General features: G+C 66.3%; 18 protein-coding genes and 1 pseudogene. 8 read left to right on the top strand and 11 right to left on the bottom strand.

Features of this window, described 5'->3' with window-relative positions:
- The first annotated feature begins 37 nt into the window (after positions 1–37).
- Positions 38–1,636 (top strand): L-aspartate oxidase, encoded by a 1,599-nt coding sequence (gene nadB, locus ACGLHR_RS06600; protein ID WP_318234646.1) that lies wholly within the window; start codon positions 38–40, stop codon positions 1,634–1,636.
- Between the two features lie 70 nt (positions 1,637–1,706).
- On the opposite strand, the gene nadC is transcribed toward nadB, so the two are convergent.
- The 8 genes and pseudogenes from nadC to purN all read right to left on the bottom strand — a co-directional run bounded on the left by nadC (position 1,707) and on the right by purN (position 13,185).
- Positions 1,707–2,603, bottom strand: a complete 897-nt coding sequence (gene nadC, locus ACGLHR_RS06595; RefSeq protein ID WP_400092774.1) for a carboxylating nicotinate-nucleotide diphosphorylase — start codon at positions 2,601–2,603, stop codon at positions 1,707–1,709.
- Positions 2,600–3,751: a quinolinate synthase NadA gene (nadA, locus tag ACGLHR_RS06590; protein WP_400092772.1), complete on the bottom strand. Its 1,152-nt coding sequence runs from the start codon at positions 3,749–3,751 to the stop codon at positions 2,600–2,602. The genes nadC and nadA overlap by 4 nt, the downstream gene beginning before the upstream one ends.
- A gap of 168 nt (positions 3,752–3,919) precedes the next feature.
- Positions 3,920–5,110, bottom strand: a complete 1,191-nt coding sequence (locus ACGLHR_RS06585) for an acyl-CoA desaturase (RefSeq protein WP_043349288.1) — start codon at positions 5,108–5,110, stop codon at positions 3,920–3,922.
- 400 nt (positions 5,111–5,510) lie between these two features.
- Positions 5,511–6,890 (bottom strand): annotated as a pseudogene (locus ACGLHR_RS06580) (mechanosensitive ion channel family protein).
- 193 nt (positions 6,891–7,083) lie between these two features.
- Positions 7,084–8,835, bottom strand: coding sequence for a serine aminopeptidase domain-containing protein (locus ACGLHR_RS06575; protein ID WP_400092770.1), 1,752 nt, complete (start codon positions 8,833–8,835; stop codon positions 7,084–7,086).
- Positions 8,832–10,487 (bottom strand): amino acid adenylation domain-containing protein, encoded by a 1,656-nt coding sequence (locus ACGLHR_RS06570; protein WP_400092769.1) that lies wholly within the window; start codon positions 10,485–10,487, stop codon positions 8,832–8,834. The genes ACGLHR_RS06575 and ACGLHR_RS06570 overlap by 4 nt, the downstream gene beginning before the upstream one ends.
- 638 nt (positions 10,488–11,125) lie before the next feature.
- Complete coding sequence (locus tag ACGLHR_RS06565; protein WP_400092768.1) at positions 11,126–12,532, bottom strand: RsmB/NOP family class I SAM-dependent RNA methyltransferase; 1,407 nt, start codon at positions 12,530–12,532, stop codon at positions 11,126–11,128.
- Positions 12,529–13,185, bottom strand: coding sequence for a phosphoribosylglycinamide formyltransferase (gene purN, locus ACGLHR_RS06560; protein WP_400092767.1), 657 nt, complete (start codon positions 13,183–13,185; stop codon positions 12,529–12,531). Before purN ends, ACGLHR_RS06565 begins: the two co-directional genes overlap by 4 nt.
- A 241-nt stretch (positions 13,186–13,426) precedes the next feature.
- On the opposite strand from purN, the gene ACGLHR_RS06555 reads away from it, so the two are divergent.
- On the top strand, positions 13,427–14,086 hold the full coding sequence (locus ACGLHR_RS06555; protein ID WP_267604301.1) for a response regulator transcription factor: 660 nt from the start codon (positions 13,427–13,429) through the stop codon (positions 14,084–14,086).
- Between the two features lie 98 nt (positions 14,087–14,184).
- Here the strand turns inward: ACGLHR_RS06555 and ACGLHR_RS06550 are convergent, their stop codons facing one another.
- Positions 14,185–16,014, bottom strand: coding sequence for a hybrid sensor histidine kinase/response regulator (locus ACGLHR_RS06550; protein WP_400092765.1), 1,830 nt, complete (start codon positions 16,012–16,014; stop codon positions 14,185–14,187).
- Positions 16,015–16,162: 148 nt separating this feature from the next.
- Here ACGLHR_RS06550 and ACGLHR_RS06545 point away from each other — a divergent pair, with 148 nt between their 5' ends.
- The 6 genes from ACGLHR_RS06545 (at position 16,163) to dut (ending at position 24,219) form a co-directional block, all read left to right on the top strand.
- Positions 16,163–17,170 carry a bifunctional riboflavin kinase/FAD synthetase gene (locus ACGLHR_RS06545; protein ID WP_400092764.1) on the top strand — a complete coding sequence of 336 codons (1,008 nt, stop codon included), beginning with the start codon at positions 16,163–16,165 and terminating at the stop codon, positions 17,168–17,170.
- Between the two features lie 148 nt (positions 17,171–17,318).
- Positions 17,319–20,210, top strand: a complete 2,892-nt coding sequence (gene ileS / locus ACGLHR_RS06540; RefSeq protein ID WP_400092762.1) for an isoleucine--tRNA ligase — start codon at positions 17,319–17,321, stop codon at positions 20,208–20,210.
- Positions 20,210–20,749: a signal peptidase II gene (lspA, locus tag ACGLHR_RS06535; protein ID WP_400092760.1), complete on the top strand. Its 540-nt coding sequence runs from the start codon at positions 20,210–20,212 to the stop codon at positions 20,747–20,749. The genes ileS and lspA overlap by 1 nt, the downstream gene beginning before the upstream one ends.
- Before the next feature lie 601 nt (positions 20,750–21,350).
- Entirely contained in the window at positions 21,351–22,547 is a 1,197-nt protein-coding gene (gene coaBC / locus ACGLHR_RS06530) for a bifunctional phosphopantothenoylcysteine decarboxylase/phosphopantothenate--cysteine ligase CoaBC (protein WP_400092759.1), read from the top strand.
- A 48-nt stretch (positions 22,548–22,595) separates the two neighbouring features.
- Positions 22,596–23,618: an LLM class flavin-dependent oxidoreductase gene (locus ACGLHR_RS06525; RefSeq protein ID WP_400092757.1), complete on the top strand. Its 1,023-nt coding sequence runs from the start codon at positions 22,596–22,598 to the stop codon at positions 23,616–23,618.
- Between the two features lie 100 nt (positions 23,619–23,718).
- Positions 23,719–24,219, top strand: coding sequence for a dUTP diphosphatase (gene dut, locus ACGLHR_RS06520; protein WP_267604306.1), 501 nt, complete (start codon positions 23,719–23,721; stop codon positions 24,217–24,219).
- Between the two features lie 32 nt (positions 24,220–24,251).
- Here dut and ACGLHR_RS06515 read toward each other — a convergent pair whose 3' ends face one another.
- Positions 24,252–25,094: a VOC family protein gene (locus ACGLHR_RS06515; RefSeq protein WP_267604308.1), complete on the bottom strand. Its 843-nt coding sequence runs from the start codon at positions 25,092–25,094 to the stop codon at positions 24,252–24,254.
- Between the two features lie 14 nt (positions 25,095–25,108).
- Positions 25,109–26,122 (bottom strand): Bug family tripartite tricarboxylate transporter substrate binding protein, encoded by a 1,014-nt coding sequence (locus tag ACGLHR_RS06510; protein WP_400092756.1) that lies wholly within the window; start codon positions 26,120–26,122, stop codon positions 25,109–25,111.
- Positions 26,123–26,157 lie beyond the last annotated feature (35 nt).

Below are 26,157 nucleotides of genomic sequence, written 5' to 3'. Positions count from 1 at the left end.
TGCCTCCCGACCGCGTGCCGCGCGCGTCTCTCGCACCATGAACTTCGATGTCGCCATTGTCGGCAGCGGACTGGCCGGTCTGACGGTCGCGCTGCAACTGGCCGACACCCATCGGGTTGTCATCATTTGCAAACGTGCCATGACGCAAGGCGCCAGCGACTGGGCCCAGGGCGGGATTGCCGCCGTCCTGGACTCGGGCGACAGCCACGATGAGCACACGCAGGACACCTTGGTGGCGGGCGCCGGCCTTTGCGATGACAGCGCCACGCGCTACATCGTCGAGCATGGGCGCGAAGCCATCCAGTGGCTGATCGACCGCGGCGTGGCGTTCACCCGCGACGACCAGGCGGAACTCGGCTACCACCTGACGCGCGAAGGCGGGCATAGCCGCCGGCGCATCATCCACGCGGCGGACGCCACCGGCCATGCCGTCGTGTCCACGTTGAGCGAGCAGGCGCGCCAGCATCCCAATATCACGATCATCGAGGACCACTTCGCGGTGGACCTGATCACTTCGCGCAAGCTTGGCCTGCCGGGCAACCGCTGCTACGGCCTCTACGTGCTGGACGACGCCAGCGGCGAAGTGCAAACCATTACCGCCACCCACACCGTGCTGGCGACAGGTGGCGCGGGCAAGGTCTATCTCTACACCACCAACCCCGACACGGCCACCGGCGACGGCATCGCCATGGCCTGGCGCGCGGGCTGCCGGGTGTCGAACATGGAATTCATCCAGTTCCACCCGACCTGCCTGTATCACCCCTACGCCAAGTCCTTCCTGATCTCGGAAGCCGTACGTGGCGAAGGCGGCCTGCTCAAGCTGCCAGATGGCACCCGCTTCATGCCGGAACACGACGAGCGCGCCGAATTGGCTCCGCGCGACGTGGTGGCGCGCGCGATCGACTTCGAAATGAAGAAGCGTGGCCTGGATTACGTGCACCTGGACATCAGCCACCAGCCCGAGTCCTTCCTGCGCGAGCATTTCCCGACCATCCATGCACGCTGCCTGGAACTCGGCATCGACATCGCCCGCGAACCCATCCCGGTGGTGCCGGCGGCGCACTATACCTGCGGCGGCGTGGTGACCGACACCGCGGGCCGCACCGATCTGTCCAACCTCTATGCGGTGGGCGAGACCGGTTGCACCGGCCTGCATGGCGCCAACCGGCTGGCCTCCAATTCGCTGCTCGAATGCATGGTGATCGGGCGCGCGGCGGCCCTCGACATTGCCGGGCAGGACAAGGCCGGGCAACCGGACATCGCGCTGCCCCAGTGGGATGAAAGCCGCGTGGCGGATGCCGACGAGGAAGTCGTGGTCTCGCACAACTGGGACGAGTTGCGCCGCATGATGTGGAACTATGTGGGCATCGTGCGCACCAGCAAGCGGCTCGAGCGCGCCCAGCACCGCATCACCCTGCTGCGCGAGGAGATCGCGGAGTACTACGCCAACTTCCGGGTCACCCGCGACCTGCTGGAACTGCGTAACCTGGTGGAAGTCGCCTCGTTGATCGTGGATAGCGCGTATTCGCGCCATGAGAGCCGCGGCTTGCACTTCAGCCGCGACTATCCGGAGACCTTGCCGAAGGCGCTGCCAACGGTCATGCAGCCGGAGTTCAAGCGGGAACGGGCCAAGTAAGCCTCGCTGGCCTCTCGCCATAAAAAAAGCGCGCCTTGGCGCGCTTTTTTATGCTCCGGGCCGATCCTGCTTACTCGATGATCCGCAACGAATAATCCGTCGCGCGCACATCCTTGGTCAGCGCCCCTACCGAGATCCGGTCCACCCCGGTTTCGGCGAAAGCACGGATGGTGTCTGCATTGACGCCGCCCGAGACTTCCAGCAAGGCACGCCCTGCATTGATACGCACGGCATCGCGCATCATCGCCTCGGTAAAGTTGTCGATCAGGATCGACTTCGCGCCAGCCGCCAATGCCTCTTCCAGTTCGGCCAGGCTTTCCACCTCGACCTGGACCGACACACCCGCATCCAGCGCGGCCGCTGCCTGCATGGCAGCGGTGATGCTGCCGGCCGCCGCGATATGGTTTTCCTTGATCAGGATGCCATCGTACAACGCCAGGCGCTGGTTGTCGCCACCACCGACCCTGACCGCGTACTTCTGCGCCAGGCGCAGGCCCGGCAATGTCTTGCGGGTATCCAGCACGCGCGCCCGGGTGCCTTCGACCAGGTCGGCATAGCGGCGCGTGGCGGTTGCTACGCCGGACAACAATTGTAGGAAATTCAGCGACGGCCGCTCCGCGGTCAACAGCGAGCGGGCCGGGCCAGTGATCTCGCAGACCACCGAGTCCGGCGCCAAGCGAGCGCCTTCGGCCTGCTGCCAGACGACCTGAAGCGCAGGATCGACCGCGCGCATGCACGCCTCGAACCACGGCTGGCCGCACAGCACGGCTTGCTCGCGCACGATCACGCGCGCCCGCGCCGGCTTGCCGGCGGGCACCAGCATGCCGGTCAGGTCGCCGCTGCCGACATCTTCGGCAATAGCTGCACTGACATTGGCCTGGAGCGCCTCGGCGAGCGCCGGGCCATAGCTGTCGAAAATAGCGTTCACGCTCGAATTCACGGAATTCACGTTTGGATTGCTGCTCATGCCGGGCCGATTCCCTTGAACAAGGCCTGCTCGCTGGCCAGGTCGGCCTTGGGCCGCACATTGGCCTTCTGCTGCGCGGCGAAGTCGAGCATGCGGTCGATGCAGGTCACGGCCTGGCGGCCGATATCCGCGTCGACATGGATTTCGTTATGACCGTTCTCCAGCACTTCGGCCAGGTTGGTCAGTGCGTTCATCGCCATCCAGGGGCAGTGCGCGCAACTCTTGCAGGTGGCGCTGTTGCCGGCGGTGGGGGCTTCGATGAAACGCTTGTCGGGCGCGGCCAGGCGCATCTTGTGCAGGATGCCGTTGTCGGTCGCGACAATGAACTCGCGGGCGTCCAGTTCCTTTACCGCGGCGATCAGCTGAGAAGTCGAGCCCACCACGTCGGCCTGCTCGACCACATTGGCCGGCGACTCCGGATGCACCAGGATCTTGGCGTTGGGAAACTCGCGGCGCAGCAGGTCCAGCTCGATGCCCTTGAACTCGTCATGCACCAGGCAGGAACCCTGCCACAAGAGCATGTCGGCGCCGGTCTGCTTCTGAATATAGCCGCCCAGGTGCTTGTCCGGCGCCCACAGGATCTTCTCGCCACGCGCGTGGAGGTGCTCGACGATCTTCAGGCCGATGCTGGAGGTCACCATCCAGTCGGCGCGCGCCTTCACGGCGGCGCTGGTGTTGGCATAGACCACCACCGTGCGATCGGGATGCGCATCGCAGAATGCGGCGAATTCGTCGGACGGGCAGCCCAGGTCTAGCGAGCAGGTTGCGTCGAGGTCGGGCATCAGCACGGTCTTTTCCGGGCTGAGGATCTTGGCGGTCTCACCCATGAAGCGAACCCCAGCCACCACCAGCGTCTTGGCCGGATGATCACGGCCAAAGCGCGCCATCTCCAGCGAGTCCGACACGCAGCCGCCGGTTTCCTCGGCCAGGTCCTGCAGGTCGGAATCGACGTAATAGTGTGCTACAAGCACCGCATTACGTTGCCTCAGCAGGGTCTTGATGCGCGCTTTGAGCGCCGTGCGCTCCTGTGCCGACAGCACGGGAGGCACTTTGGCCCAGGCGTGGGCGACACAGCTGCCGCCTTCGGGGGACTCCGTCGAGAGGTTCGGCTTCTCGAACTCGACGGCTTTGATCGTTTGGGGGGTCATCTCCGATACTCCTCTTGGACAGCGCGCCTCGGATCCCGCTTGGTATCCCGCTATCGCCGCTGGCCCTGATATTGGGGGAGTTTAGCGAAAACAAAAGCCCCGCCATTGGCGGGGCTTTTGGGCGAGCTAAATTGTATCAGGCCACGCCAGCTCAGGCATCAGCCCGCATCAGGCATAACGGCGCAGGCGCAGCGAGAAATCGTGCAGTGCCTGGATGCCGCTGGCCTCGGCGCGGTGGCACCAGGCCTGCAGCTGCGCCAGCAGCTGTTCGCGCGTCAGGTTGGAGCGGCCCCAGATCGCGGCCAGCTCGCGGCGCATTTCCACGAAGGTATGCAGCGACTTGTTCTGCTCCACGATGCTGGCCAGTTGCTGGCGCTGCGGGTCGGCCAGCTTGGCTTCTTCGCGGTGGAACCACTTGCGAGCGGGCTTGAAGCTGCTGTACTCGGCCACACGGGCCTCCTTGAGCTTTTCCAGTTCCTGCTTGTAGGCGCTCTTGACCGCCTTGGCATAGCGCGCCATCACGTCATAGCGATTGGCAATGATGGCTTCCAGCGTGTTGTGGTCAACCGGGCGGGCATCCACCAGGCGAGCCTTCGGCGGGGTCTTCTTGACCTTGGCCAGGCCAACAGCCTGCATGGCGCGGATGTAGCCCCAGCCGATGTCGAACTCGTACCACTTGATCGAGAACTTGGCCGACGTCGGGTAGGTGTGATGGTTGTTGTGCAGTTCTTCGCCGCCGATGATGATGCCCCACGGCGAAACATTGGTCGAAGCGTCCTCGCAATCGTAATTGCGATAGCCCCACCAGTGGCCCAGGCCATTGATGATGCCGGCGGCGTGGATCGGGATCCACAGCATCTGCACGGCCCACACGCTCAGGCCGATCACGCCGAACAGGGCGACGTCGATGATCAGCATCAGGCCAACGCCTTGCCAGCCAAAGCGCGAGTAGACATTGCGCTCGACCCAGTCGTCAGGCGTGCCATGACCGAACTTGGTGATGGTCTCCTTGTTCTTGGATTCGGCGCGATACAGCTCCGCGCCTTCCAGCAGCACCTTGCGGATGCCGCGGGTCTGCGGGCTGTGGGGATCGTCTTCGGTCTCGCACTTGGCGTGGTGCTTGCGGTGAATGGCAGTCCACTCTTTGGTGACCATGCCGGTGGTCAGCCACAGCCAGCCACGGAAGAAATGCGAAACGATAGGGTGCAGATCCAGCGACCGGTGCGCCATGCAGCGGTGCAGGTAGATGGTCACGCCGGCGATGGTGATGTGCGTCACCACGAGGGTGTAGATCACGATCTCCCACCAGGACCAGTTGGCGAGGCCATTAGCGGCCCAGTCAAGAATAGTGTCGAACAAACTGTTCTCCGTCGATTAAACAGGGGCATTACGTGCGGCGCGACAAGGCGAGCCGCAAACAAGGTGCAGAAAAAGGCCTGCAAATTCAATGATTGCGTCATATGGCGCCTGCCTGAAACCCCGGCACTCGCCGGAGCCCCCAAGGCATGCGCGCCTGGCGCCTTGGGCAAAACTGCTGCCTGCCGGCGGGACTGGACACGAGCCGCTGCAATCTGGCGGCTGTCTGGTGGGGGGCGGGAGGTCGAACAAAGTCATCCGAACGAAACGCGCCTTTCGAATGAACCCGCAACTACCCAGGATTCTACCGGAACCGCATCGAGCGGACATCCGCTTTTTCCCTCAGTTTGATGTTAAGCAACACGGATTGTTCCATAAGGTGGCCTAAACGCCGCGTGAACACTCACGAGGCGGCGCCAGTCACGGCACCCGGCAGCTCAATATGCGCTGCTTGAGCCGCTTTTGCGGATTCGTCACTGCCGTCGACTCCCGCTTTCCCCAGCACGCGCACCTCGCGCTGCGGATACGGGATCGAGATGCCATGCTCCCTGAACTTCCGCCATATCGCCCGGTTCATCGCCGATTGCACGCCGAGCTTACCGTTCTGCGGGTCGGCGATATAACCAGCGAGCTCATATTCGATGCCATTGTCGCCGAACAGCACCAGAAATGCCGACGGCCCCGGCTGTGCCAGCAATCTCGGGATGCCTTGCGCGGCGTCGACCAGCAAGGCCAGCACCATTTCCGGATCCGCCGCGTAATCGGCCTGAACACGTGTTGCAACGCGCACATTGGTGTTGGAGAACGAGTGGTTCTGTACCGCCTGTGCCACCAGTTGCTCGTTTGGCACCAGGGTTTCGCCATCGCCGTTGCGCACCACGGTGTAGCGCGTGCGGATCTGCGAAACGATCCCCGTGTATTTATCGACCGTGATCTGGTCGCCCAGCTTCGAGCAGGATGATGAAACCGGAGATGTAGTTGCTAGCGATCTTTTGCAAGCCCAGCCCCAGGCCAACGCCCAGCGCGCCGCCAAACACGGACAGCACGGTGAGGTCGATGCCGACCAGCGACAGGCTCAGCAACAGGGAAACGAGCAGTAGCAGATCCGGGACAGGACCACTTTCAGGTTGCTGTCCAGCCCGCTCGAGCGCATCAACCGCTCCTCCAGCCACGAACCGAACCACATGGCCACCAGCACGGTGACCAGGATCCACACCACGGCCACCAGCGTGTCCGCCAGGCTGATCTTCTGCTTGCCGCCCAGTGAAAAGCGGATGCCGTCCATCCAATGCACCACATCCCACAGCAAACCCAGCACATAAAGCGCCATCGCCGCCCAAACCAGGGTAGTCAGCACTTTTTCGACCAGCAGCAGCATGCCGTGCAGCTGACCATTGCCTGACATCACGCGACGCAAGATGTAGAAGGCGAAATAGAGGAAGGTAATGCCGGAAAGGGGCACCAATGCGAGCCGTAGCACGCTGATGGACATCATCGGCGCCAGCCCGAAGCGCGCGCCCATCACCAGCAGCCAGCCGAACAACGGGAACATGGCGCGCTCCAGGCTGGCCGCGGCGAAGCGCAGGGAGAAGCTGGATCCGGCGTAGCGGGCTTCGAGGCGCTTGACGATCAATCTCGCCAATGGCCAGGCCACAGCCAGGGCGGCAAGCACCGCCAGCTGCCAGATGAAGCCGGGGCCACCCGCGTCGCGGATCAGGTCATCGAGCATCTTGCCAAAGGCCGGATGCGCGACTTGGAGTTCGTTCAGGGAAGTGGGATTCATGCTTTGCCATGGCTGGCAGGGACCATCCGGTCAGGATCAGCGGCCCCTGGCAAGGTAAGCGGGACACTGCATGACGTCACTGCATGCCCCGCGACCAAAAAGTCAGCCATTCTAGCCGCCCTGCTCCGCGCGGCGCAGGATTGGCGCTGGGCCTGCCGGGCAACCTGGTCCCTATTCCATGCGCGGATCGCTGTCAGCCGCACCTTCCCCGGCAATCCGGCATGCGACGCCAGGGCTCGGCAACGCGTTGCAGCCGATCTCGCAGGTCCGCCCCCGGATGCAAGGGGCCACATAACAGGTCGACGCAATAGTCGATCACCCGTGCCCGCCCGGGTGGGTTCAGCATGCCGTGGTCCAGGCCAGCGACGGTCTCGATCTGCAACTGCGAGAAGCCGGCAAGGCCAGCCAGCGTTGGCCCGAAGAAGCGCGCCAGCTCGAAAGGCCCGGGATCGTCCGGCCCGAACAGCAGGCGCAGGACCGTGCCGCGTGCGTCGAGCGTCCGGAGCAAGTCCTCGATTTCCCGCTGCTCGTGCGCGGCAGGCTTGGGAAGGACCGATGCCGCGTTGATGCCGGGCGTGCCCTCTTCTGCCGTGGGTGCACTGCGGCCATGGATCAGCCACCGGGGCCGTGTGAACGGCTCCCGGCGCAACAAGCGCTGCAGGTTGACCAGCACGGCGCCCACCACGCCCGGGTGTGCGCCCGCGGCATGCAGGCTGACATTGGCGCCATAGCTCACGCCGAAGGCCACCACCTCGCGATGGCCGTGGGCAAGCAACCAGTCGCAGGCGGTGATGGCATCGCGGTATCCCTCCGGATCGGCCGGCACGGCCGCGATGGCCTGCGCGCCAACGGATGCGTCCCCGATGCCTCGCACATCGATGCGAAACGAGGCAACCCCGCGCGCCGCCAGCCGGCGCGCCAGCATGACGCCGCAACGGCCGGCACCGACGTGATGCGTGCCGCCGGAATTGTTGATCAGCACGGCCGGCCGCTCGATGCGCGCCCCGAGCGGCTCGCACAACATGCCGAACAGGCCCTGGCCAAAACGCACGGGCGTTTCCATCCATTCGCCGGAGCACAGGCAAGAGGCCTGTGCAGCCACCATCGCCCCGCCACCTGGGCCAGGCTCGCCAGCCGGTGCCGCTGGCGCCATATCGGCAATCCAGCCTGCCACCGCCGCGAAGGTCGCCTCCGGCGGGGTGCCATGCAGCGGATCCTGCAGCCAGTCGATCACCTCGGGGAAAGGCACCACCCGCACCTGCGCGCCCAGCGTGCCGTAGTGGTGCGCCAGCGGGTCAACCTGGGGCTCGCTGCCTGCGACCAGGATTCTCGGGGCGGGCGCGCGTGGCGCATCGAGCAAGTCGAGGCCGCCAAGGCCATCGACCACCGGGCCCGAGAAATGGATGCCAAGGATGTCGATGCCCGCTTGCTGGCCAGTGCCAGGCGCAGGCCCGGACTCCACCGCGCGGCCAGCAAGCGAGCGCCAGGTCTGCGCGATCATCTTCATCTCCCGCACCAGCATCCTGCCGCTCGCCACGGGCGCAAGCAGCGCAAGCGCATCGACGCGCAGCCCGGCCACGCGGCGCTCGGCAGCCAGCGCCGCCAGCGAGGCGCCGCCGCGCACGCCCAGCAGCACGAGTTCCTGGGCACCTGACATGCGCCTGAGCAACTTGCCAGCGGCGCCGATCCCGGCGAGCCAGGCGTCGATGCAGGACGTGCCCGGCGCCGGCGCGCCGGCATGGTCAGGGTCCGCGGAGTCACCGGTGCCTGGATAGTCGAACCTGAGCACAGGCACGCCCTGGGCCGCAAGCCGCTCCGCCAACCGCGCCAGGCCGGCATGCGTCCACAAGGCTTCGTGCCCGATCGCATTGCACAGCAGCACCGCGCGCTGTCCCTGGGCCGCGTGGTACCAGCCAAAACATCCGTCGAAGTGCAGCGGCGTCATGGCGCAAACGCCTTGCGCCTGGCCTGCCGTGCGCCCCCCGCAGCAACGCCCAGGCGCTCGCAACGCGCCTGCAACTGGCCGCGATCGATCTTGCCGTTCACGTTCATGGGAAGGCCGTCGAGGCAGACGATGCGATCCGGTTGCGCGTAGACCGGCAGGCTCTGCCTGCAAGCCAGCCGGATCCGCGCCATGCGCGCGCCGAGCTCGCCCAGCGATGCGTCGCCCGATGCCTGCACAAAGGCGATCAGCCCTATCGGCTTGCCGGCGTCGTCCAGTGGCCACGCCAGCACGGCGCACTGCGCGCTGCCGCTGGCAGCCTGCACGACCTGCTCGATCTCCTGCAATTCCACGCGATTGCCGCGAATCTTCACCTGCATGTCGATGCGGCCGTGGTAAAGCAACCCATCGGGCGATTCGGCCACGGCATCGCCGGTGCGATACCAGCGGCTGCACGCCCGCCCGGGATAGGTGCGTGTAAAGAAGCGCTGCGCGTCGAGCGGGTTGGCGCGCAGATAGCCCTTGGCAAGCTGCGCGCCGCCGATCAGCAGTTCGCCCTGCGCGCCGGGCGGCACCGGCGCAAGCGCGTCGTCGACAATCATCAGCTCGACCCCGGCATATGGCTTGCCGAGCGGCACCGCGGGGCGCGACGCATCGGCAAGAAAGGTCTCGGTCAGCTCAAAGGTGAGCATGATCACCGTCGCCTCGGTGGGTCCGTAGCCGTTGACGATGCGCGTGTTCGGCGCCGCCCGCGACCACGCCCGCGCCAGCGTCTTGGGCAAGGCCTCGCCCCCCATCAAGGTCATCCGCACGCTGGGAAACGCGCCGGGCGTCAACTTGCGGAACTGCTGCATCAACGCCAGCACGGAGGGCACGCTGGCCCAGTGGGTAATCGCGTGTTCACGGATAAAGCCGGCCAGGTAAAGGGGGTCTTGCAGCGATGGCACATACAGGCAGCCTCCGTTCGCCCAGCAAACGTGCATGTCATGCACCGAGAAATCGAAGGTGAGATCGGCGAACTGGCTAAAGCGTGCGCCAGGCTCGCATGGAAAGCGTTGCATCTGCGCGCTGACATAGGCCACAGCGCTGGCGTGCGGGATCATGACGCCCTTGGGCGGCCCGCTGGTGCCGGAGGTAAAGATCAGGTAGGCGAGGTCATCGCCTGAAACGGTCACGGGCGGCCCAGGCGGGTCATGCACAAAGGGCGCCGGCGGCAAGGGGGCGAAACGCGCGCCGCCTCCCGGACACCCGGCTGCCGGCAGCGACTCGGGATCCATCAGGAGAATGCGCAGATCCGGCGGCAGCAACGGGATCAACGCATCAAGCTGCGGTGCGCATGCACGATCGACCAGCATCACGCGCGCGCCTGAGCGCTGGACGATGGCGGCGTTGCGTGCCGGGGGGAATTTGGGGTGCAACGGCACGTAGGCCATGCCGGCGCCGAGCACGCCGAGCAGGCCGGCGTACGCGCAGACGCTGCGGTGCGCGAACAGGATGCAGTTGCGGCTCCCGTCGCCTGAATGCGCCGCCAGCGCGGCACTCACGCGGCCCGCGCGCGCGCGTAGTTCCTCATAAGCGTAAAAGCGTCCGTCGACCCACAAGGCGTGGTCGCAGGGCTGCCGTGCAGCCGTCTCGAAGAAGAAAGAATGCAACATCCCGCCTCCCGACCGAGTGCGTCGCCCCCTTTGCGGGACCGGCGCGCTCTGGAACTCCATCCGGAAATTGTGCGGCGCCGATCCACCTTGCGCGGTCGCGCGCCGTTGTCCTTGCCTGGCGCGCGTTGTCTTGCCAACTTAGCCTGCATTGCCTGACAAGACAAGTTACGACGCCTTTAATGTTTTGAACTTAAGAGCTTGCTCCATTGGTGCGAATGGGCGATGCAAATGGCGGCGGACTGCGCTCTACGATGGCGGCGATCATTTGGCTGGGAGCGGGTGCGCACCGGCCAGCCCCGTGCTGGCACCATTCGCGGCTGGGTTCCCCCGAGCCGGCGCGCGCCTTCACGGGCCTGCCCGTGCGCCACAAAGTATGAGGCGTCGCCCAGAAGGCTTAGTCCATCAAGACCCGCGTATCAACACATAGCGGCCATACTGCCGACGTAGAGCTTCCTCGCGGCGCGCGCGAAGGCCGAGCGGCGCAGGCGAATTGCGTGACTGCCCGGGATCGGGGGTGGCAAAAAGAAGGGGGGACGGAAAAGGCAGCTGGGACCGGACGGCCCCAGCGTGGGAAATTCGCCAGTCGGCCGGCGCCACGGGGATACTTCCCCCGGCGCGGCCTCCTGGTGGATCCGGCTTTAGCTGACGCGCTCCAGCACGGCGGCGAAGAAGCCGTCGGTCTGGTGCAGGTGCGGGTAAAGCGCCAGCATCTCGGCATCTTCCGGCAAGCCGGGCACCGTGATCTTTTGCTCGGCCAGCACCTGTGCGGCGGGCACCAGGCGGAAGGCCGGGTGCGAGGCCAGGAAACCACGCACGATGCCTTCGTTCTCGGCCTCCAGCACGCTGCACGTTGCGTAGACCACGCGCCCGCCCACTTTCACCAGGCGCGCGGCGGATTCGAGAATGGCCGCCTGCTTGACGGTCAGCTCCAGCACCGATTGCGGCGACTGGCGCCACTTCAGGTCCGGATTGCGCCGCAGCGTGCCCAGCCCGCTGCAAGGCGCATCCACCAGCACGCGGTCGATCTTGCCGGCCAGGCGCTTGATCTTGGCGTCATGCTCGGAGTCGATCAGCACGGGGTGCACGTTGGACAACCCGCTGCGCGCCAGGCGGGGCTTGAGGTTGGACAAGCGCTTCTCGGACACGTCGAACGCATAGAGGCGGCCGGTGGAGCGCATCAGCGCGCCTAGGGCGAGCGTCTTGCCGCCCGCGCCCGCGCAAAAATCGACCACCATCTCGCCGCGCTTGGGCGCGACCAGGTTGCACAGCATCTGGCTGCCTTCATCCTGCACTTCGACCAGCCCGTTGACGAACAGCGGCAGCTGGTTGAGCGCCGGCTTGCCGGCCAGGCGGATGCCGGACGGCGCCATCGGCGTCACCTCGGCCTTCAGCCCCGCGGCGGTCAGCTCGGCCAGCGCGGCCTCCTGCGTGGTCTTGACCAGGTTGGCACGCAGGTCCAGCGGCGCCGGGCGCAGCCAGGCATCGCCCAGCGCTTCGACAAAGGCTTCATCGTGGCGCGCGGCCAGTTGGTCGAACAGCCATTCGGGCAGGTTGGCGCGCACGCGCGGCGCCAAGCTGGAACGCTCGATCGTGGTCAGCCGATCGAGCCACTCGCCCTCTTCCGGCAGGAGAAACGGCGTCAGCACGTCGCGGCCCAGCGTGGCGGCCAAGCCCAGCAGGGCCAGGCGGCGCTGCGAAGCACCCGTGCCGCTGGCTGCGAACTGCGCAAACTCCACGCGCCGGCGCAGCACGGCAAACACGGCTTCCGCGATGATGCCGCGCTCGCGATGACCCAGCTTGGGGTTTTCGCGGAAGTAGTAGCTCACCACCACGTCGGACGGGCGCGTGAACATCAGCACCTTGCCCAGCAGGCGGTCGATGTGCTGGATATGGACGGCGTGCAGGCCGCCATGGGGCCCGCGGCCTTGCTGCGGCGCCTGGCTGTCGTGCGCGTCGCGCGGGCGGGCCTGGCGAATGGGCGTGCCCTTGTGATCCTTGTTCTTGTTGCGAACGGGCTGACGCGCCCCTGCGGTATTGCGGCTCATGACTGCACCTCCGTAGCGGCAGCAAAGGCCGTAAACAGCTGGGATTCGGGTGGTTCGACCCGGACTACGCCGGCATGCACGCGCAGCCGGTCTTCGACAAACCAGCGCACAGCGCGCGGGTAGACAACGTGTTCGCACGGCAACAGGCGCGTGGCCAGGCTCTCGGGCGTGTCGTCCGGCAGCACGTCAAGCGCGGCCTGGACGATAACGGGGCCGTGATCGAGCTCGGGCGTGACGAAATGCACGCTGGCGCCGTGGACCTTGACGCCCGCCTCGATGGCTTGCCGGTGTGTATGCAGCCCCGGAAAGCACGGCAGCAGCGACGGATGGATATTCAGCATGCGCCCGGCATACTTGTCGACAAAGCCCGGCGTCAGGATGCGCATGAAGCCGGCCAGGACCACCAGGTCCGGCGCGAAAGCGTCGATGGCATCGCCGAGCGCTGCGTCAAAAGTGGCGCGATCATCATATAGCTTGTGGTCCACCACGCCGGTAGCCACGCCGTGGTCGGCGGCAAATTTCAGACCTTCGGCGTCTGGCCGGTTGGACAAGACCGCCGCTACGCGCGCCGGCCAGCCTTCGGCGGCACAGGCGCTGACGATGGCTTCCATATTGGAGCCCCGCCCGGAAATCAGGATAACGATATTTTTCATCGCGCAATTCTACCAAGCCGGGGCCAGTACACGACCAAAGCGAGCGCATTAGGCACTTAAAACACGCGAAACCCCCGCCGCAGCGCCATTTCGCATGGCCTATACGCAACGTGAACTCACGCCCGATGGATTGTGACGCCTCGCCCGCTCTGCTAGAGTGGCTGCTATCGTCCACGCGCAGTCCGTTAACACGGCTTTAAGTGACAACAAGGACGAACTGGGAAATTAGACGGGAAATCGCATGTCGAACGCTGCACCGACCTTGTTGGTGGTCGATGATCATCCTATGGCCTTGTCTGGCACCACCGCGTTCTTGGCGGAAGTGATGCCCGACGTCGCCGTCCACGCCGCAGGGAGCGCCAAAGAGGCGTTGAATACCTTGCAGCAAGGACTCAGGCCTGACATCGTGCTGCTGGATATCTGGCTGACCGACGGTACCGGCTTCGACGCCATGCAGGCGCTCAAGACACTGGTACCTTCCGCTCGCTTTATTTTTATGTCGGCCGAGGCCACGCCCGAAATCGTGGGCCGCGCGCGCGCGCTCGCCGCCTGTGGCTTCGTCGGCAAGCACCTGGACGCCAACGCATTCACCGCCGCCGTGCGCAAGGTGCTGGCAGGCGACACCTCCTTCCCCTCGGACGAAGCGCTCAGTGGCCGTGCCCAATCCTTCGGGCCGGCGCACGGCATCCCGGTCACCCCGGCGGAACTGGGGCTGACCCCGCGCCAGGGCTCAGTGCTGGCGCTGGTGCTGGAAGGCCTGCCCAACAAGGTCATCGCGCGGCGGCTCGGCCTGACCGAAAACACCGTCAAGGAACACGTCTCGGCCATCTTGCAGCGGCTTGGCGTGCGCACCCGCATGCAGGTCATGTCGCGCATGGAGCGATTCCGCCTGCGCCAGTAACGCGTATTGGCGACGCCAGCCGATCAACCGTGCAGGCGACAAATAAAAAATGGGCCAGCGCGTCATGCGCCGGCCCATTTTTTTTAGGCATGCGCGGCTCAGGCGGGCCGCAGCCAGCGCCGGAGCAGCAGCCTGAGCGCGGCCGGATCGACCGGCTTGGGCAGCACGAAGTAGCCAGCCTCCTCGGCCGCCGCCAGCGCGGCGGATTTCAGGTCGCCCGACAAAAGCGCACTGCGCGCCTGCGGCTGGGTGTTCTGCCAGCGCTCCAGCAGGTCCAGGCCGTTCTCGCTGCCGGGCAGGCGCAGGTCGCAGAAGATGATGTCCGGCTTGAGCCCCTGGAGGAACAGGCGGTCGGCATCCGCGCCGTGCGCGGCGCAGGCAACCTCGATGCCCCACGCTTCCATCAGCGCGATCCACGCCTTGCGGATCTGGGTGTCGTCGTCGACCACCAGCACGGTGCCGCGCAGGTGGTCGGGCTTGGCGTCCTCGGCCTGCGCATTGGCCCGCACGGTACGGATGGTGGCCACGGTCTCGGCCGCCACCGGCGCCAGCGAGAACCAGAACACCGATCCCCGGCCCGGCACTGAGCGCACGCCATAGGTGCCGCGCATCAGCCGCACGCATTCCTTGAAGATCGCCAGCCCTAGCCCCAGGCCCTGTGAGGGGTCGCGCTGCGGGTTATGCACCTGGTAATACGGCGAGAAGATGTCCGGCAGATGCTCGGGCGTAATCCCGGCCCCGGTGTCCCACACTTCCACGCGGATATGCTTGCGGCGCTCGCGCGCGGTCACCAGCACGCCCCCGCGCCGGGTGTAGCGCAGGGCGTTCTGCACGAGATTGAACAGCGCGCGGCGCAGCAGCACGGGCTCGGCCATGGCGTACAGCTCTTCGGGCACGCGCGGGGTCAGGGTCAGGCCGCTCTCGCGCGCGTCGGCGGCGAACTGGCTCATGACCTCGCTGATCAGGTGGCTCAGCTCGCACGGCTCCAACGTGGGCAGCACTTTGCGGCCCTCGAGCTTGGACAGATCCAGCAGCGAACGGAACAGCAGGTCGATGGTCTGGGTGCCGGCGGCCACCTGCTCCACCAGCGGATGGAGCGAGGACGACTTGTTGCGGGCGCGCAGCGCCTCCACCAGCATCACCAGCGCATGCACCGGCTGGCGCAGGTCATGGCTCGCGGCGGCCAGGAAGCGCGACTTTTCCTCGCTGGCATGCAGCGCCCTCTCCTTTTCCTCCTGGAATTGCTTGGCCAGCCTGCGGCTGTCGCTTTCCAGCTGGATGGCCCGCACCAGCGTGCGCTGCAGGTTCAGGGCATGGCGCGTGAGCATGATGGCGTAGACCACCAGCAGCAACTGCACATAGGTGCCATGCCCCGGGAACGCGTACTCGGCCAGCAGGATATTGGGCACCAGGATCGGGATGCCGGCATAGACCAGGTTGGACGGCACCGGTGACTGCGCGGTGACGCCGCCCGCCAGCACGCCAAGCGCCAGCAGGTACAACACGCTGGAGAAGACGGTGGAGCCGGTGTAGAGATGCAGCAGCGCGGAGCTGCCCCAGGTCAGCCCGGTCAGGAAGGCCATCGCCCGCATATTGGCCCACCATTTGCGTGTGTGCGCCGAGCGGCTCATGCTGGCGCAATCGCGCAGGTAGCCGAAGTAGAACCAGCTGGTGGCCGCGGTCAGCACCAGCATGACGCCGCACCAGCCCACCAGGGCGCTGTGATCGGCGGCCGACCAGAAGGCGATCGCGGTCAATGCCGGAAGCACCACCGAGGCGACGATGGCGGTGGGGGAGACGCGATGGATGGTCGCCAGCAGCTTGGCCCGCGTTTCGGTATCGAGCGGAGGCCCTGGCGGCGGCAGGATTCGGTTTAGCAGCGCGTTCAAGGGAGGGCTGGGGGCAGCGAGTGCGATCCGCCATATCATGCCGCCTTTTGGGGCACAACGCCACGACAATGGGTCGATCCGTGCACAAAAACGCCAGTGCCGGCATGCCCGCCACCGCCGCCAAGCCAAACTTGTCCACCATTCGCCTTATAATGCTCGCTTTACCCAAACGCTTGTTGCCGTCCTCGTGAAAGTCTTCCGTGGCCTGCCCAACGCCGAAAGCCGGGCGCCCTGCGCCCTCACCATCGGCAATTTTGACGGTGTGCACCGCGGCCACCAGTCGCTGCTCGCCCGCGCGCGCGCCGCGGCGGATGCACGCGGGCTGCCGCTATGCGTGATGACATTCGAGCCGCATCCGCGCGAATTCTTCACGCCGGACAAGGCGCCAAGGCGCATTGCGCTGCTGCGCGACAAGCTGGAAAGCCTGCGCCGCAACGGTGTCGACCGCGTGGTCGTTGAGCACTTCAACGCACACTTCGCCGCGCAATCCCCACAAGCGTTTGTCGAGAACGTGCTCTGGCACGGCCTGCACACGCGCTGGCTGCTGGTCGGCGACGACTTCCGCTTCGGTGCCAGGCGCGCCGGCGATTTCGCCTATCTGCAACAGGCCGGCGTCCAGTTCGGCTTCGACGTTGAGCAGATGGGCTCGGTCTCCGAAGGCGGCGTGCGCATCTCCAGCTCCGCCGTGCGGCAGGCGCTGGGCGATGGCGATCTCGAACACGCGCGCCGCCTGCTTGGCCATGGCTATGCCATCAGCGGGCATGTGGTCCACGGCCGCAAGCTCGGGCGCGACCTGGGCTTTCCCACCATCAACCTGCGCATCTCGCACAAGCGGCCGGCTGTCAACGGCATCTTCGTGGTGCAGGTGCATGGGCTGGCCGACCACGCCATACCAGGCGTGGCCAGCATCGGCGTGCGCCCGACCATCGAAGATGCCGGCCGGGTGCTGCTGGAAGTGCACCTGTTCGACTTCAAGCAGAACGTCTACGGCAAGCTGGTCCGGGTCGAGTTCATGAAGAAGCTGCGCGACGAAGCCCGTTTCGACGGGCTGGAGGCGCTGACCGCCGCCATTGCCAAGGACAGCGCGGACGCCCGCGCCTTCTTCGGCCTGACCGTGCCGGGCTCGCCCGAGGGCACGCCCCCGGCAGCGGGCAGCCGCGACTTCGCCACCTCCGCCACCGACCGAATTAGCTAGCGCCCCGTTCCCGCGCGGCGGGACCCGGGTCGCTACCCCAACCCGAAGCCAGGCCGCGGCACCCTCCGCAGCCGGTCCACGCCGTACCGCGCGCCCGCACCCAGCCGAGCTAGTGCCGCGCGCCAACTGAATTGCCCCGAGAATCGACATGTCCAACGACAAACGCGCCAAGCCCGAAAAAAGCAAGTACCCGGTCAATCTGCTCGAGACCCCCTTCCCGATGCGCGGCGACCTGCCCAAGCGCGAGCCGCTGTGGGTCAAGCAATGGCAGGACAAGCAGCTCTACAAGAAGATCCGGGCCGCTCGCATGGGCGCCAAGAAGTTCATCCTGCACGATGGCCCCCCATACGCCAATGGCGACATCCACATCGGCCACGCGGTCAACAAGGTCCTCAAGGACATGATCGTCAAGGCGCGCGGCCTGACCGGGCTGGACGCCGTCTATGTGCCGGGCTGGGACTGCCACGGCATGCCGATCGAGATCCAGATCGAAAAGCAGTTCGGCAAGGGCCTGCCGGTGCAGGAAGTGCAATCGCGCGCCCGTGCCTACGCCACCGAGCAGATCGCCCGCCAGAAGCTGGACTTCGAGCGCCTGGGCGTGCTGGGTGACTGGGAACACCCCTACCTGACCATGAACTACAGCAACGAAGCCGACGAGCTGCGCGCGCTGGGCAAGATCATGGAAAAGGGCTACGTGTTCCGCGGCCTGAAGCCGGTGAACTGGTGCTTCGACTGCGGCTCGGCGCTGGCCGAAGCCGAGGTCGAGTACAAGGACAAGACCGATCTTTCCATCGACGTGGGCTTCCCCTTCGCCGAGACCGACAAGCTGGCGCACGCCTTCAAGGTGCCGGCCGAGCAACTCGCCGCCAAACCCGGCTGGATCGTGATCTGGACCACCACGCCGTGGACCATCCCGTCCAACCAGGCGCTCAACGTGCATCCGGAGGTCGAGTACGCGCTGGTCGATACCCCGCGCGGCTTCCTGCTGCTGGCCACCGAGCGCGTCGAAGAACAGCTCAAGATCTACGAACTGGAAGGCAAGGTGCTGGCCACCACCACCGGCGCGGCGCTGTCGGAAATCCGCTTCCACCACCCGCTGTCCAAGATGGACGCGGGCTACGACCGCCTGTCGCCGGTCTACCTGGGCGACTACGTCACCACCGATACCGGCACCGGCATCGTGCACTCGGCGCCGGCCTACGGCGTGGAGGATTTCCAGTCGTGCAAGGCGCACGGCATGAACGACAGGGACATCATCAGCCCGGTCATGGGCGACGGCGTCTATGCCAGCACGCTGCCGCTGTTCGGCGGCCAGAAGCTCTGGGATGCCAACCCCAGGATCGTCGAAGTGCTGAAGGCCTCGGGCAACCTGTTCAACTCGCACAAGTACACCCACAGCTATATGCACTGCTGGCGTCACAAGACGCCGATCATCTACCGTGCCACCTCGCAATGGTTCGCGGGCATGGACGTGGATCCGGTCAATGACGACGGCAGCAACGGCCCGACCCTGCGCGAAACCGCGCTCGCCGGCATCGAGGCAACCGAGTTCTACCCGGCTTGGGGCAAGCAGCGCCTGCACAACATGATCGCCAACCGGCCCGACTGGACCCTGTCGCGCCAGCGCCAGTGGGGCGTGCCGATGGCCTTCTTCCTGCACAAGGAAACCGGCGCGCTGCACCCGCGCACGCCGGAGCTGCTGGAGGAGATCGCCAAGCGCGTGGAAGCGCACGGCATCGAAGCCTGGCAGACGCTGGATCCCAAGGAACTGCTGGGCTCCGATGCCGCCCTGTATGAAAAGAACCGCGACACGCTCGACGTCTGGTTCGACTCCGGCACCACGCACTGGACCGTGATCCGCGGCTCCCACCGCGAAGACCTGTACGACGCGTCGGCCGACCTGCCCGACGGCCGCCTGGCGGACCTGTACCTGGAAGGCTCTGACCAGCATCGCGGCTGGTTCCATTCGTCGCTGCTGACCGCGTCGATGCTGTACGGCAAGCCGCCCTACAAGGCGCTGCTGACGCACGGCTTCACGGTCGACGGCGAAGGCCGCAAGATGTCGAAGTCGGTCGGCAACACGGTGTCGCCGCAGGACGTGTCGAACAAGATGGGCGCCGAGATCATCCGCCTGTGGGTGGCCTCGACCGATTACTCCGGCGAGCTGTCGATCTCCGACGAAATCCTCAAGCGCGTGGTGGAAGGCTATCGCCGCATCCGCAACACGCTACGCTTCCTGCTGGCCAACCTGGCCGACTACGACCACGCGCAGCATGCGCTGCCGGCGTCGGAATGGCTGGAAATCGACCGCTACGCCGTCGCCCTGACCGGCCGCCTGCAACAGGAAATCCTGTCGCACTACGACGGCTACGAGTTCCACCCAGTGGTCGCCAAGCTGCAGACCTTCTGCTCGGAAGACCTGGGCGGCTTCTACCTGGACGTGCTGAAGGACCGCCTCTACACCACCGCGGCCAACTCGACAGAGCGCCGCGCCGCGCAGAACGCGGTGTACCACATCACCCAGGCCATGCTGCACTGGATGGCGCCGTTCCTGTCGTTCACGGCGGAAGAGGCATGGCAGATCTTCGGCCATGGCACCGAGCACACCGACACCATCTTCACCAGCACCTACTACGAAGTGCCGGCGATCGACCAGGCCGACGACCTGCTGCAGAAGTGGCATGTGATCCGCGAAGCCCGCGCCGAAGTCACCAAGCAGCTCGAAGCGGTGCGCGTGGACGGCGAGATCGGTTCCTCGCTGCAAGCCGAAGTCACCATCCAGGCCGGTGGCCCGGTGCTGGCCGCGCTGCAGAGCCTGTCCGATGACCTGCGCTTCGTGCTGCTGACCTCCGCCGCCAAGGTAACGCCGGCGCCGGAAGGCGGCGACCTGCTGGTCACGGTGACGCCCTCGGTGCACGCCAAGTGCGAGCGTTGCTGGCACTACCGCGCCGACGTCGGCCGCGACCCGGCCCATCCCACCCTCTGCGGCCGCTGCGACAGCAACCTGTTCGGCGCCGGTGAACACAGGAGCCATGCCTGATGGCCGCTACCACCACGCGCACCGCGCGCGGCACCAAACGCGCCAGCAGCAAGGGCTCGAAGGGCAGCAACGCCACGCCACTGCTGTGGATGGCGTTCGCCCTGCTGGTGATCGTGCTCGACCAGTTCTTCAAGATCGTCATCGTGCGGACCTTCGCCTACGGCGAATCCCGCCCGGTGACCCGCTTCTTCAACCTGGTGCTGGTCTATAACAAGGGCGCCGCCTTCAGCTTCCTGGCAGACGCCGGCGGCTGGCAGCGCTGGTTCTTCACCGGCCTGGGCGTGCTGGTGGGGCTGTTCATCATCTGGATGCTGTACCGCCATACCGGGCAGCGCCTGTTCTGCTTCGCGATCTCGCTGATCCTTGGCGGCGCCATTGGCAATGTGGTGGACCGCGTGGTGTACGGCCATGTCGTCGATTTCCTCGACTTCTACGTGCGCAACTACCACTGGCCGGCGTTCAACGTGGCGGACTGCGCCATCACGGTGGGCGCTGTGCTGCTGATCGTCGACGAACTGCGGCGCGTTCGCCGGCATTGAGGCCGCACCAACGTTCCAGCTGCGCCCGCTTCATGCGGGCGTCAAACCGCTGACAAACCTGAGGCACAAGCCGAAGCCGCCGAACAGGCCAACACCTGCGCGCCATGACGACGGCTGTCTCTCCCTCTCCCCTCAGGGGGAGAGGGCCGGGGAGAGGGGTGGCTTAGGAGCCACTTGAAGCGAAGTCTTCGGTTTTGTCCAGCACGCAGAGGCATATCGAGCGCCCGCCCTCTCCCCCGGCCCCTCTCCCACAAGTGGGAGAGGGGAGCAAACCGACGGGAATAGAGAACCATTCGGTGTAGCCGTGATTTCCGCCGGCCAGGCGGAAATCACCCACGCGCGATGCGCAGCGAGCCGTCAAGGTTTGAATCTCTCGTTATGCGGCGCCTCGCCGCATCCGGGTCGCCTTCTTTGCCTTTGACTTTAAGCCGTTGAATTTGCAGTGAAGCAGCGCCGATGGAGACGCTCGAAGCGTGTGGCGGCGCCCGCCAACGCACTCGCGGGCAAGCCGGTATTATTGATGTCTCTCCGGCGCGGGAGTTGCAGACCTTGCTGGCTGCCGCAACTGCCGGACAACAACCTTCAAGCGAAGAGCATATCCATGGATCTGCGAGGCAAGCATCTCGTCCTTGGCCTGACCGGCGGCATCGCCTGCTACAAATCGGCCGAGCTGGTCCGCCTGCTGACCAAAGCCGGTGCCACCGTGCAGGTGGTCATGACCGAAGGCGCCACCCAGTTCATCACGCCGGTGACCATGCAGGCACTCTCCGGGCGCACGGTCTTCACCTCCCAATGGGACGCGCGCGTGGGCAACAACATGGCCCATATCGATCTCTCGCGTGAAGCCGATGCCATCGTGGTCGCGCCCGCCTCCACCGATTTCCTCGCCAAGCTGACGCATGGCCTGTGCGACGACCTGCTGACCACCCTGTGCATCGCTCGCAACTGCCCGTTGCTGGTGGCGCCGGCCATGAACCTGCAGATGTGGTCGGCCCCCGCCACCCAGCGCAATGCCGCCCAGCTGCGCAAGGACGGCGTGACCCTGCTGGGCCCCGGCAGCGGCGACCAGGCGTGCGGCGAAGTCGGCGACGGCCGCATGCTGGAGCCGTTGGAGCTGCTTGCGGATATCATCGCGTTCTTCCAGCCCAAGCCGCTGGCCGGGCGCCGCGTGGTGATCACGGCCGGCCCCACCTTTGAAGCCATCGACCCGGTGCGCGGCATTACCAACCGCTCCTCCGGCAAGATGGGCTTTGCCATCGCGCGCGCGGCCCGCGAGGCCGGCGCCGACGTGGTGCTGGTGGCTGGCCCGACGGCCCAGCCCACGCCGCGCGGCGTTGCCCGAACCGATGTGGAAAGCGCGCAGCAGATGCACGACGCGGTAATGGCGGGCTTGTCCGGCGCCGATGTGTTCATCGCCGTGGCGGCCGTGGCCGACTGGCGTCCCGCCGATGTGGCCAGCCAGAAGCTGAAGAAAGCCAATGATAGCGACACGCCGACGCTGCAGTTCGTGCAGAACCCCGACATCCTCGCCGCCGTGGCCGCAAAGCCGGACGCACCCTATTGCGTGGGCTTTGCCGCCGAGAGCGAAAAGCTCGAGCAATACGGCGAGCAAAAGCGCCAGCGCAAGAACGTGCCGCTGCTGGTGGGCAATATCGGCCACCACACCTTCGGCATGGACGACAACGAGATCGTGCTGTTCGATGCCCACGGCATGACCCGCCTGCCGCGCGCCGACAAGCTGACGCTGGCGCGCGACCTGGTAGCGGCCATCGCCCAGCGCCTGCCCGCGCGCCGTTAAGCCTGCATGCCCGGCATCCTCGATCCTCACCCGGCCCAAACCCTGAACATGTCCGCAAGCAAACCCAAAGTGCGCCTCTCGGTGCTCGACCAGAGCCCGGTCATCGCCGGCCATCACGCACGCGATGCGCTGGCCGCCACCGTGGAGCTGGCGCAGGCCGCCGATGCGCTGGGCTACACCCGCTACTGGTGCGCCGAGCATCACGGGCTGCGCGGTGTGTGCAATCCGGCGCCGGAAGTCATGCTGGCCCGCCTGGGCAGTGTGACCAAGCGCATCCGGCTGGGCTCGGGCGGCGTGATGCTGCCCTACTACAGCCCCTTCAAGGTGGCGGAGCAGTTCCGCATGCTGGAGGCCCTGTTCCCGGGCCGCATCGATCTTGGCGTGGGGCGCGCGCCGGGCGGCGACATGCGCACCGCGCAGGCGGTGGCCATGGGCCAGTACAACCGGGGCGACCAGTTCGCGGAGCAAGTGCAGGACCTGTCCTGGCTGTTCCGTGGCGAGGTGCCGCCGGGCCATATCGCCGAGGGCGTGGTGCTGCAGCCCGAGATCGATACCCGGCCCGAGCTGTGGGTGCTGGGCTCCAGCGACTACGGCGGCGCCCTGGCGGCACGCCTGGGACTGCGCTTTGCCTTTGCCCACTTTATCAACCCGCATGTGGGGCATGCCGTCGCGCAGCAATACCGCCGCGATTTCGAGACGGGCTATGACGAGCGGCCCTATAGCGCGGCGGCCATCTTCGTGATCTGCGCCGATACCGAGGCCGAGGCGGCAGAGCTGGAGCGCGCCGTGGACCTGCGCCGGCTGCAGATGGCCTATGGCGTCAACGCACAGATCCCCTCGCTCGCCCAGGCCGCGCAGCACGAGCTCAGCGAGCGCGACCGGCTGATCGTCGAGCGCGAGCGCCCGCGCACCATCTGCGGCACGCCCGAGCAGGTGGCGCAGCGCATGCTGGCCCTGCGCGAGCGCTTCCTTGCCGACGAACTGGTGGTGCTGAGCGTGGCCGCCAGCTACGCGGCGCGGCTGCACACCTACGAGCTGCTGGCGCAGGCGTTCGACCTGTCGGGCGACTAAGGGACAACCAAGGGACGACTAAGGGACAACTAAGGGGCAACCAAGCTCGGCTATCATCTCGGGTTGCCAACGTTTTTAGTTTTTCCGGGACCGACCAGCCATGACATTCGAAGCCAACCCCACCGTCGAAATCAAGGTGCTTGACGCACGCCTGCACGAATGGGGCCTGCCGGCTTACCAGAGCGATATGGCGGCGGCGATCGACCTGCACGCCTGCCTGGACGCCGCCCTCACCATCGAGCCGGGCACGCCGGCGCAACTGGTGCCTGCCGGCATCTCCGTGCACATGGGTAACCCCTACATGGCGGCCACCATCGCGCCGCGCTCGGGCCTGGGCCACAAGAAAGGGCTGGTGCTGGGCAACTCGATCGGCGTGATCGACGCTGACTACCAGGGCCCGATCATGGTGAGCGTGTGGAACCGCAATGCGCCCGGCACCGAGCCGATCATGATCCAGCCAGGCGAGCGCATCGCGCAGATGATGTTCGTGCCGGTGCTGCGGCCCGTGTTCAAGACCGTGGAAGTCTTCTCCGAAGACACCGTGCGGGGCGCGGGTGGCTTCGGCTCAACCGGCGTGCATCACGCCAAGAGCGGCAGCTAAGCGGGAGGAGCGGCGCGCTTGACGCTATTGCGTTAGCGCGCCTGCTCGAACAGCAGCGCTACGCCGCCGGCCGCCGAGGCAGGAATCAGGCTCTCGTCGGGGCCCAGGTCGAGCGCGCCGACGCGCGCCTCGCGCCAGCCGCGGCGGGCCGCGGCCAGGTCGCTGGTGCGCAGCCGGATGGCGGCATACCCGGGCACGGCGCGGCGCACATGCTCGGTGCCGGTCGCGGCGGCCAGCGCCTGCGGCGTGGTCACCACCAGCGTGGCGCCACCCAGCGCCAGGCTGCAGATGTGATCGCTCAGTTGCGTCATCTCGCCGCCGGTCAGTTCGGCATAGGCACGCCCGGCAGCCTCCACCAGCGACGGCGCCACCACCAGGAACATGGTAGCGATGCCCACAGCGCCGTTGGCATGCGTGGTCCACTCTGGACGCCACAGCAGCTCCGGCGTGCGGTGCTCGCAAATAAAGAAGCGCGCGCCCGGCGCATCGTCGATCGCAGCCACGCGGAAGGTGGCGGTATGCTCCGCGCCATCGTCCAGCCGCACCGGCCGCGAGAACTCGATCGGGTCCGAAGTGTGCCAGCCGCCACCGCGCAGCTGCGCCGCGGCGGCGAAGGTGTCGCTGCTCTTGCAGGACAGCCCCGCGCATCCGCCCCCGGCTTCCTGCGCATCCCAGTAATACTGCCGCATCGGGCTGGGCGCGGTGACATGCAGCAGCTCAAGATAGTCGCGCGTCAGCATGACGCAATGGTTCTGCGAGCCAAGCGTGTGGTAGCCTCGCGGCGTCAGCGTGAAGCCAAACCCGCGCCAGGCTTGCGCCGCAGCGTCAAGGTCGGGACACACCATCACGGCATGGTCTAGCGGTTCCATCGTCATCGCACCCTCTCGCTTCAATCGAACTGGATATTGGCCTTGCGCGCCACTGCCTGCCATTTGTCGTGCTCGTGGCGCACCAGGCTGGCCAGCTCGGCCGGGCTGCCGCCCACGATCTCGAAGCCCTGCACGGCCAGCGCATCGACCACGCGCGGCTGCCGCAACGACTGGACCAGGGCGTCGTGCAGGCGCGCCACGGTCGGCTCCGGCAACCCGGCCGGGCCAAACACGCCGATCCAGGAATAGGCGTCGAAACCGCGGTAGCCTTGCTCGGCCACGGTTGGCAATTGCGGGAACTGGCGCAGGCGGGTGGTGCCGGTCACGCCAAGCAGCTTGATCGTCTTGGCAGCCACATGCGCCTGCACCGCCGCATAGCTGGAGAAAAATACGTCGACTTCATTGGACAGCACGGCCTGCACCGCCGGGCCGCCACCTTTGTACGGCACGTGGAGAAAGCGCACGCCGGCCTCGGTAGCCAGCGCCTCTGCGGCGAGCTGGTTCAGGCTGCCGATGCCGGAAGACGCGTAGTGGATGCTCTCCGGCTTCTGCCGCGCCATGGCGACCAGCTCCTTCACGTTGGACGCGGGCAAGGAGGGGTTGGCCGCGATCACCAGCGGAAAACGCACCAGTTGCGAGATCGGCGTGAAGTCGCGGAACGTGTCGTAGGGCATGTTCTTGTAGGCAAACGGGTTGATGGCATGCGTGTCGAACGCCATCAACAGCGTGCTGCCGTCCGGCTTGGCCCGGGCCACGGTGCTCGACGCAATCAGGCCACCGGCGCCGGGCTTGTTGTCGATCACCACCGTCTGGCCAAGCCCGCTCTTCAGGCCGGGCTGCAACTGGCGCGCGACGATATCGACGCTGCCGCCCGGAGGGAACGGCAACACCATGGAGATGGGACGGCCGGAGGCGCCTGCCGTGGCATCGCCACCCAGGGCAGCCAGGCCAGGCACGGGAATCAGGGGCATCGCGCCAAGTGGCAACGATTTGAGCAGCAGGCGGCGCAGCCGCGAGCGTTGGGATTGGGACATCGGGTACTCAGACGGATGGCGGGAACACAGCTGCA

Origin of the sequence: Cupriavidus sp. CuC1 (assembly GCF_044627735.1) — a bacterium.
Lineage (GTDB): Bacteria > Pseudomonadota > Gammaproteobacteria > Burkholderiales > Burkholderiaceae > Cupriavidus > Cupriavidus ulmosensis.
The sequence above is the reverse complement of the archived record's forward strand: the minus strand, read 5'-3'. Positions and strand labels throughout refer to the sequence as shown.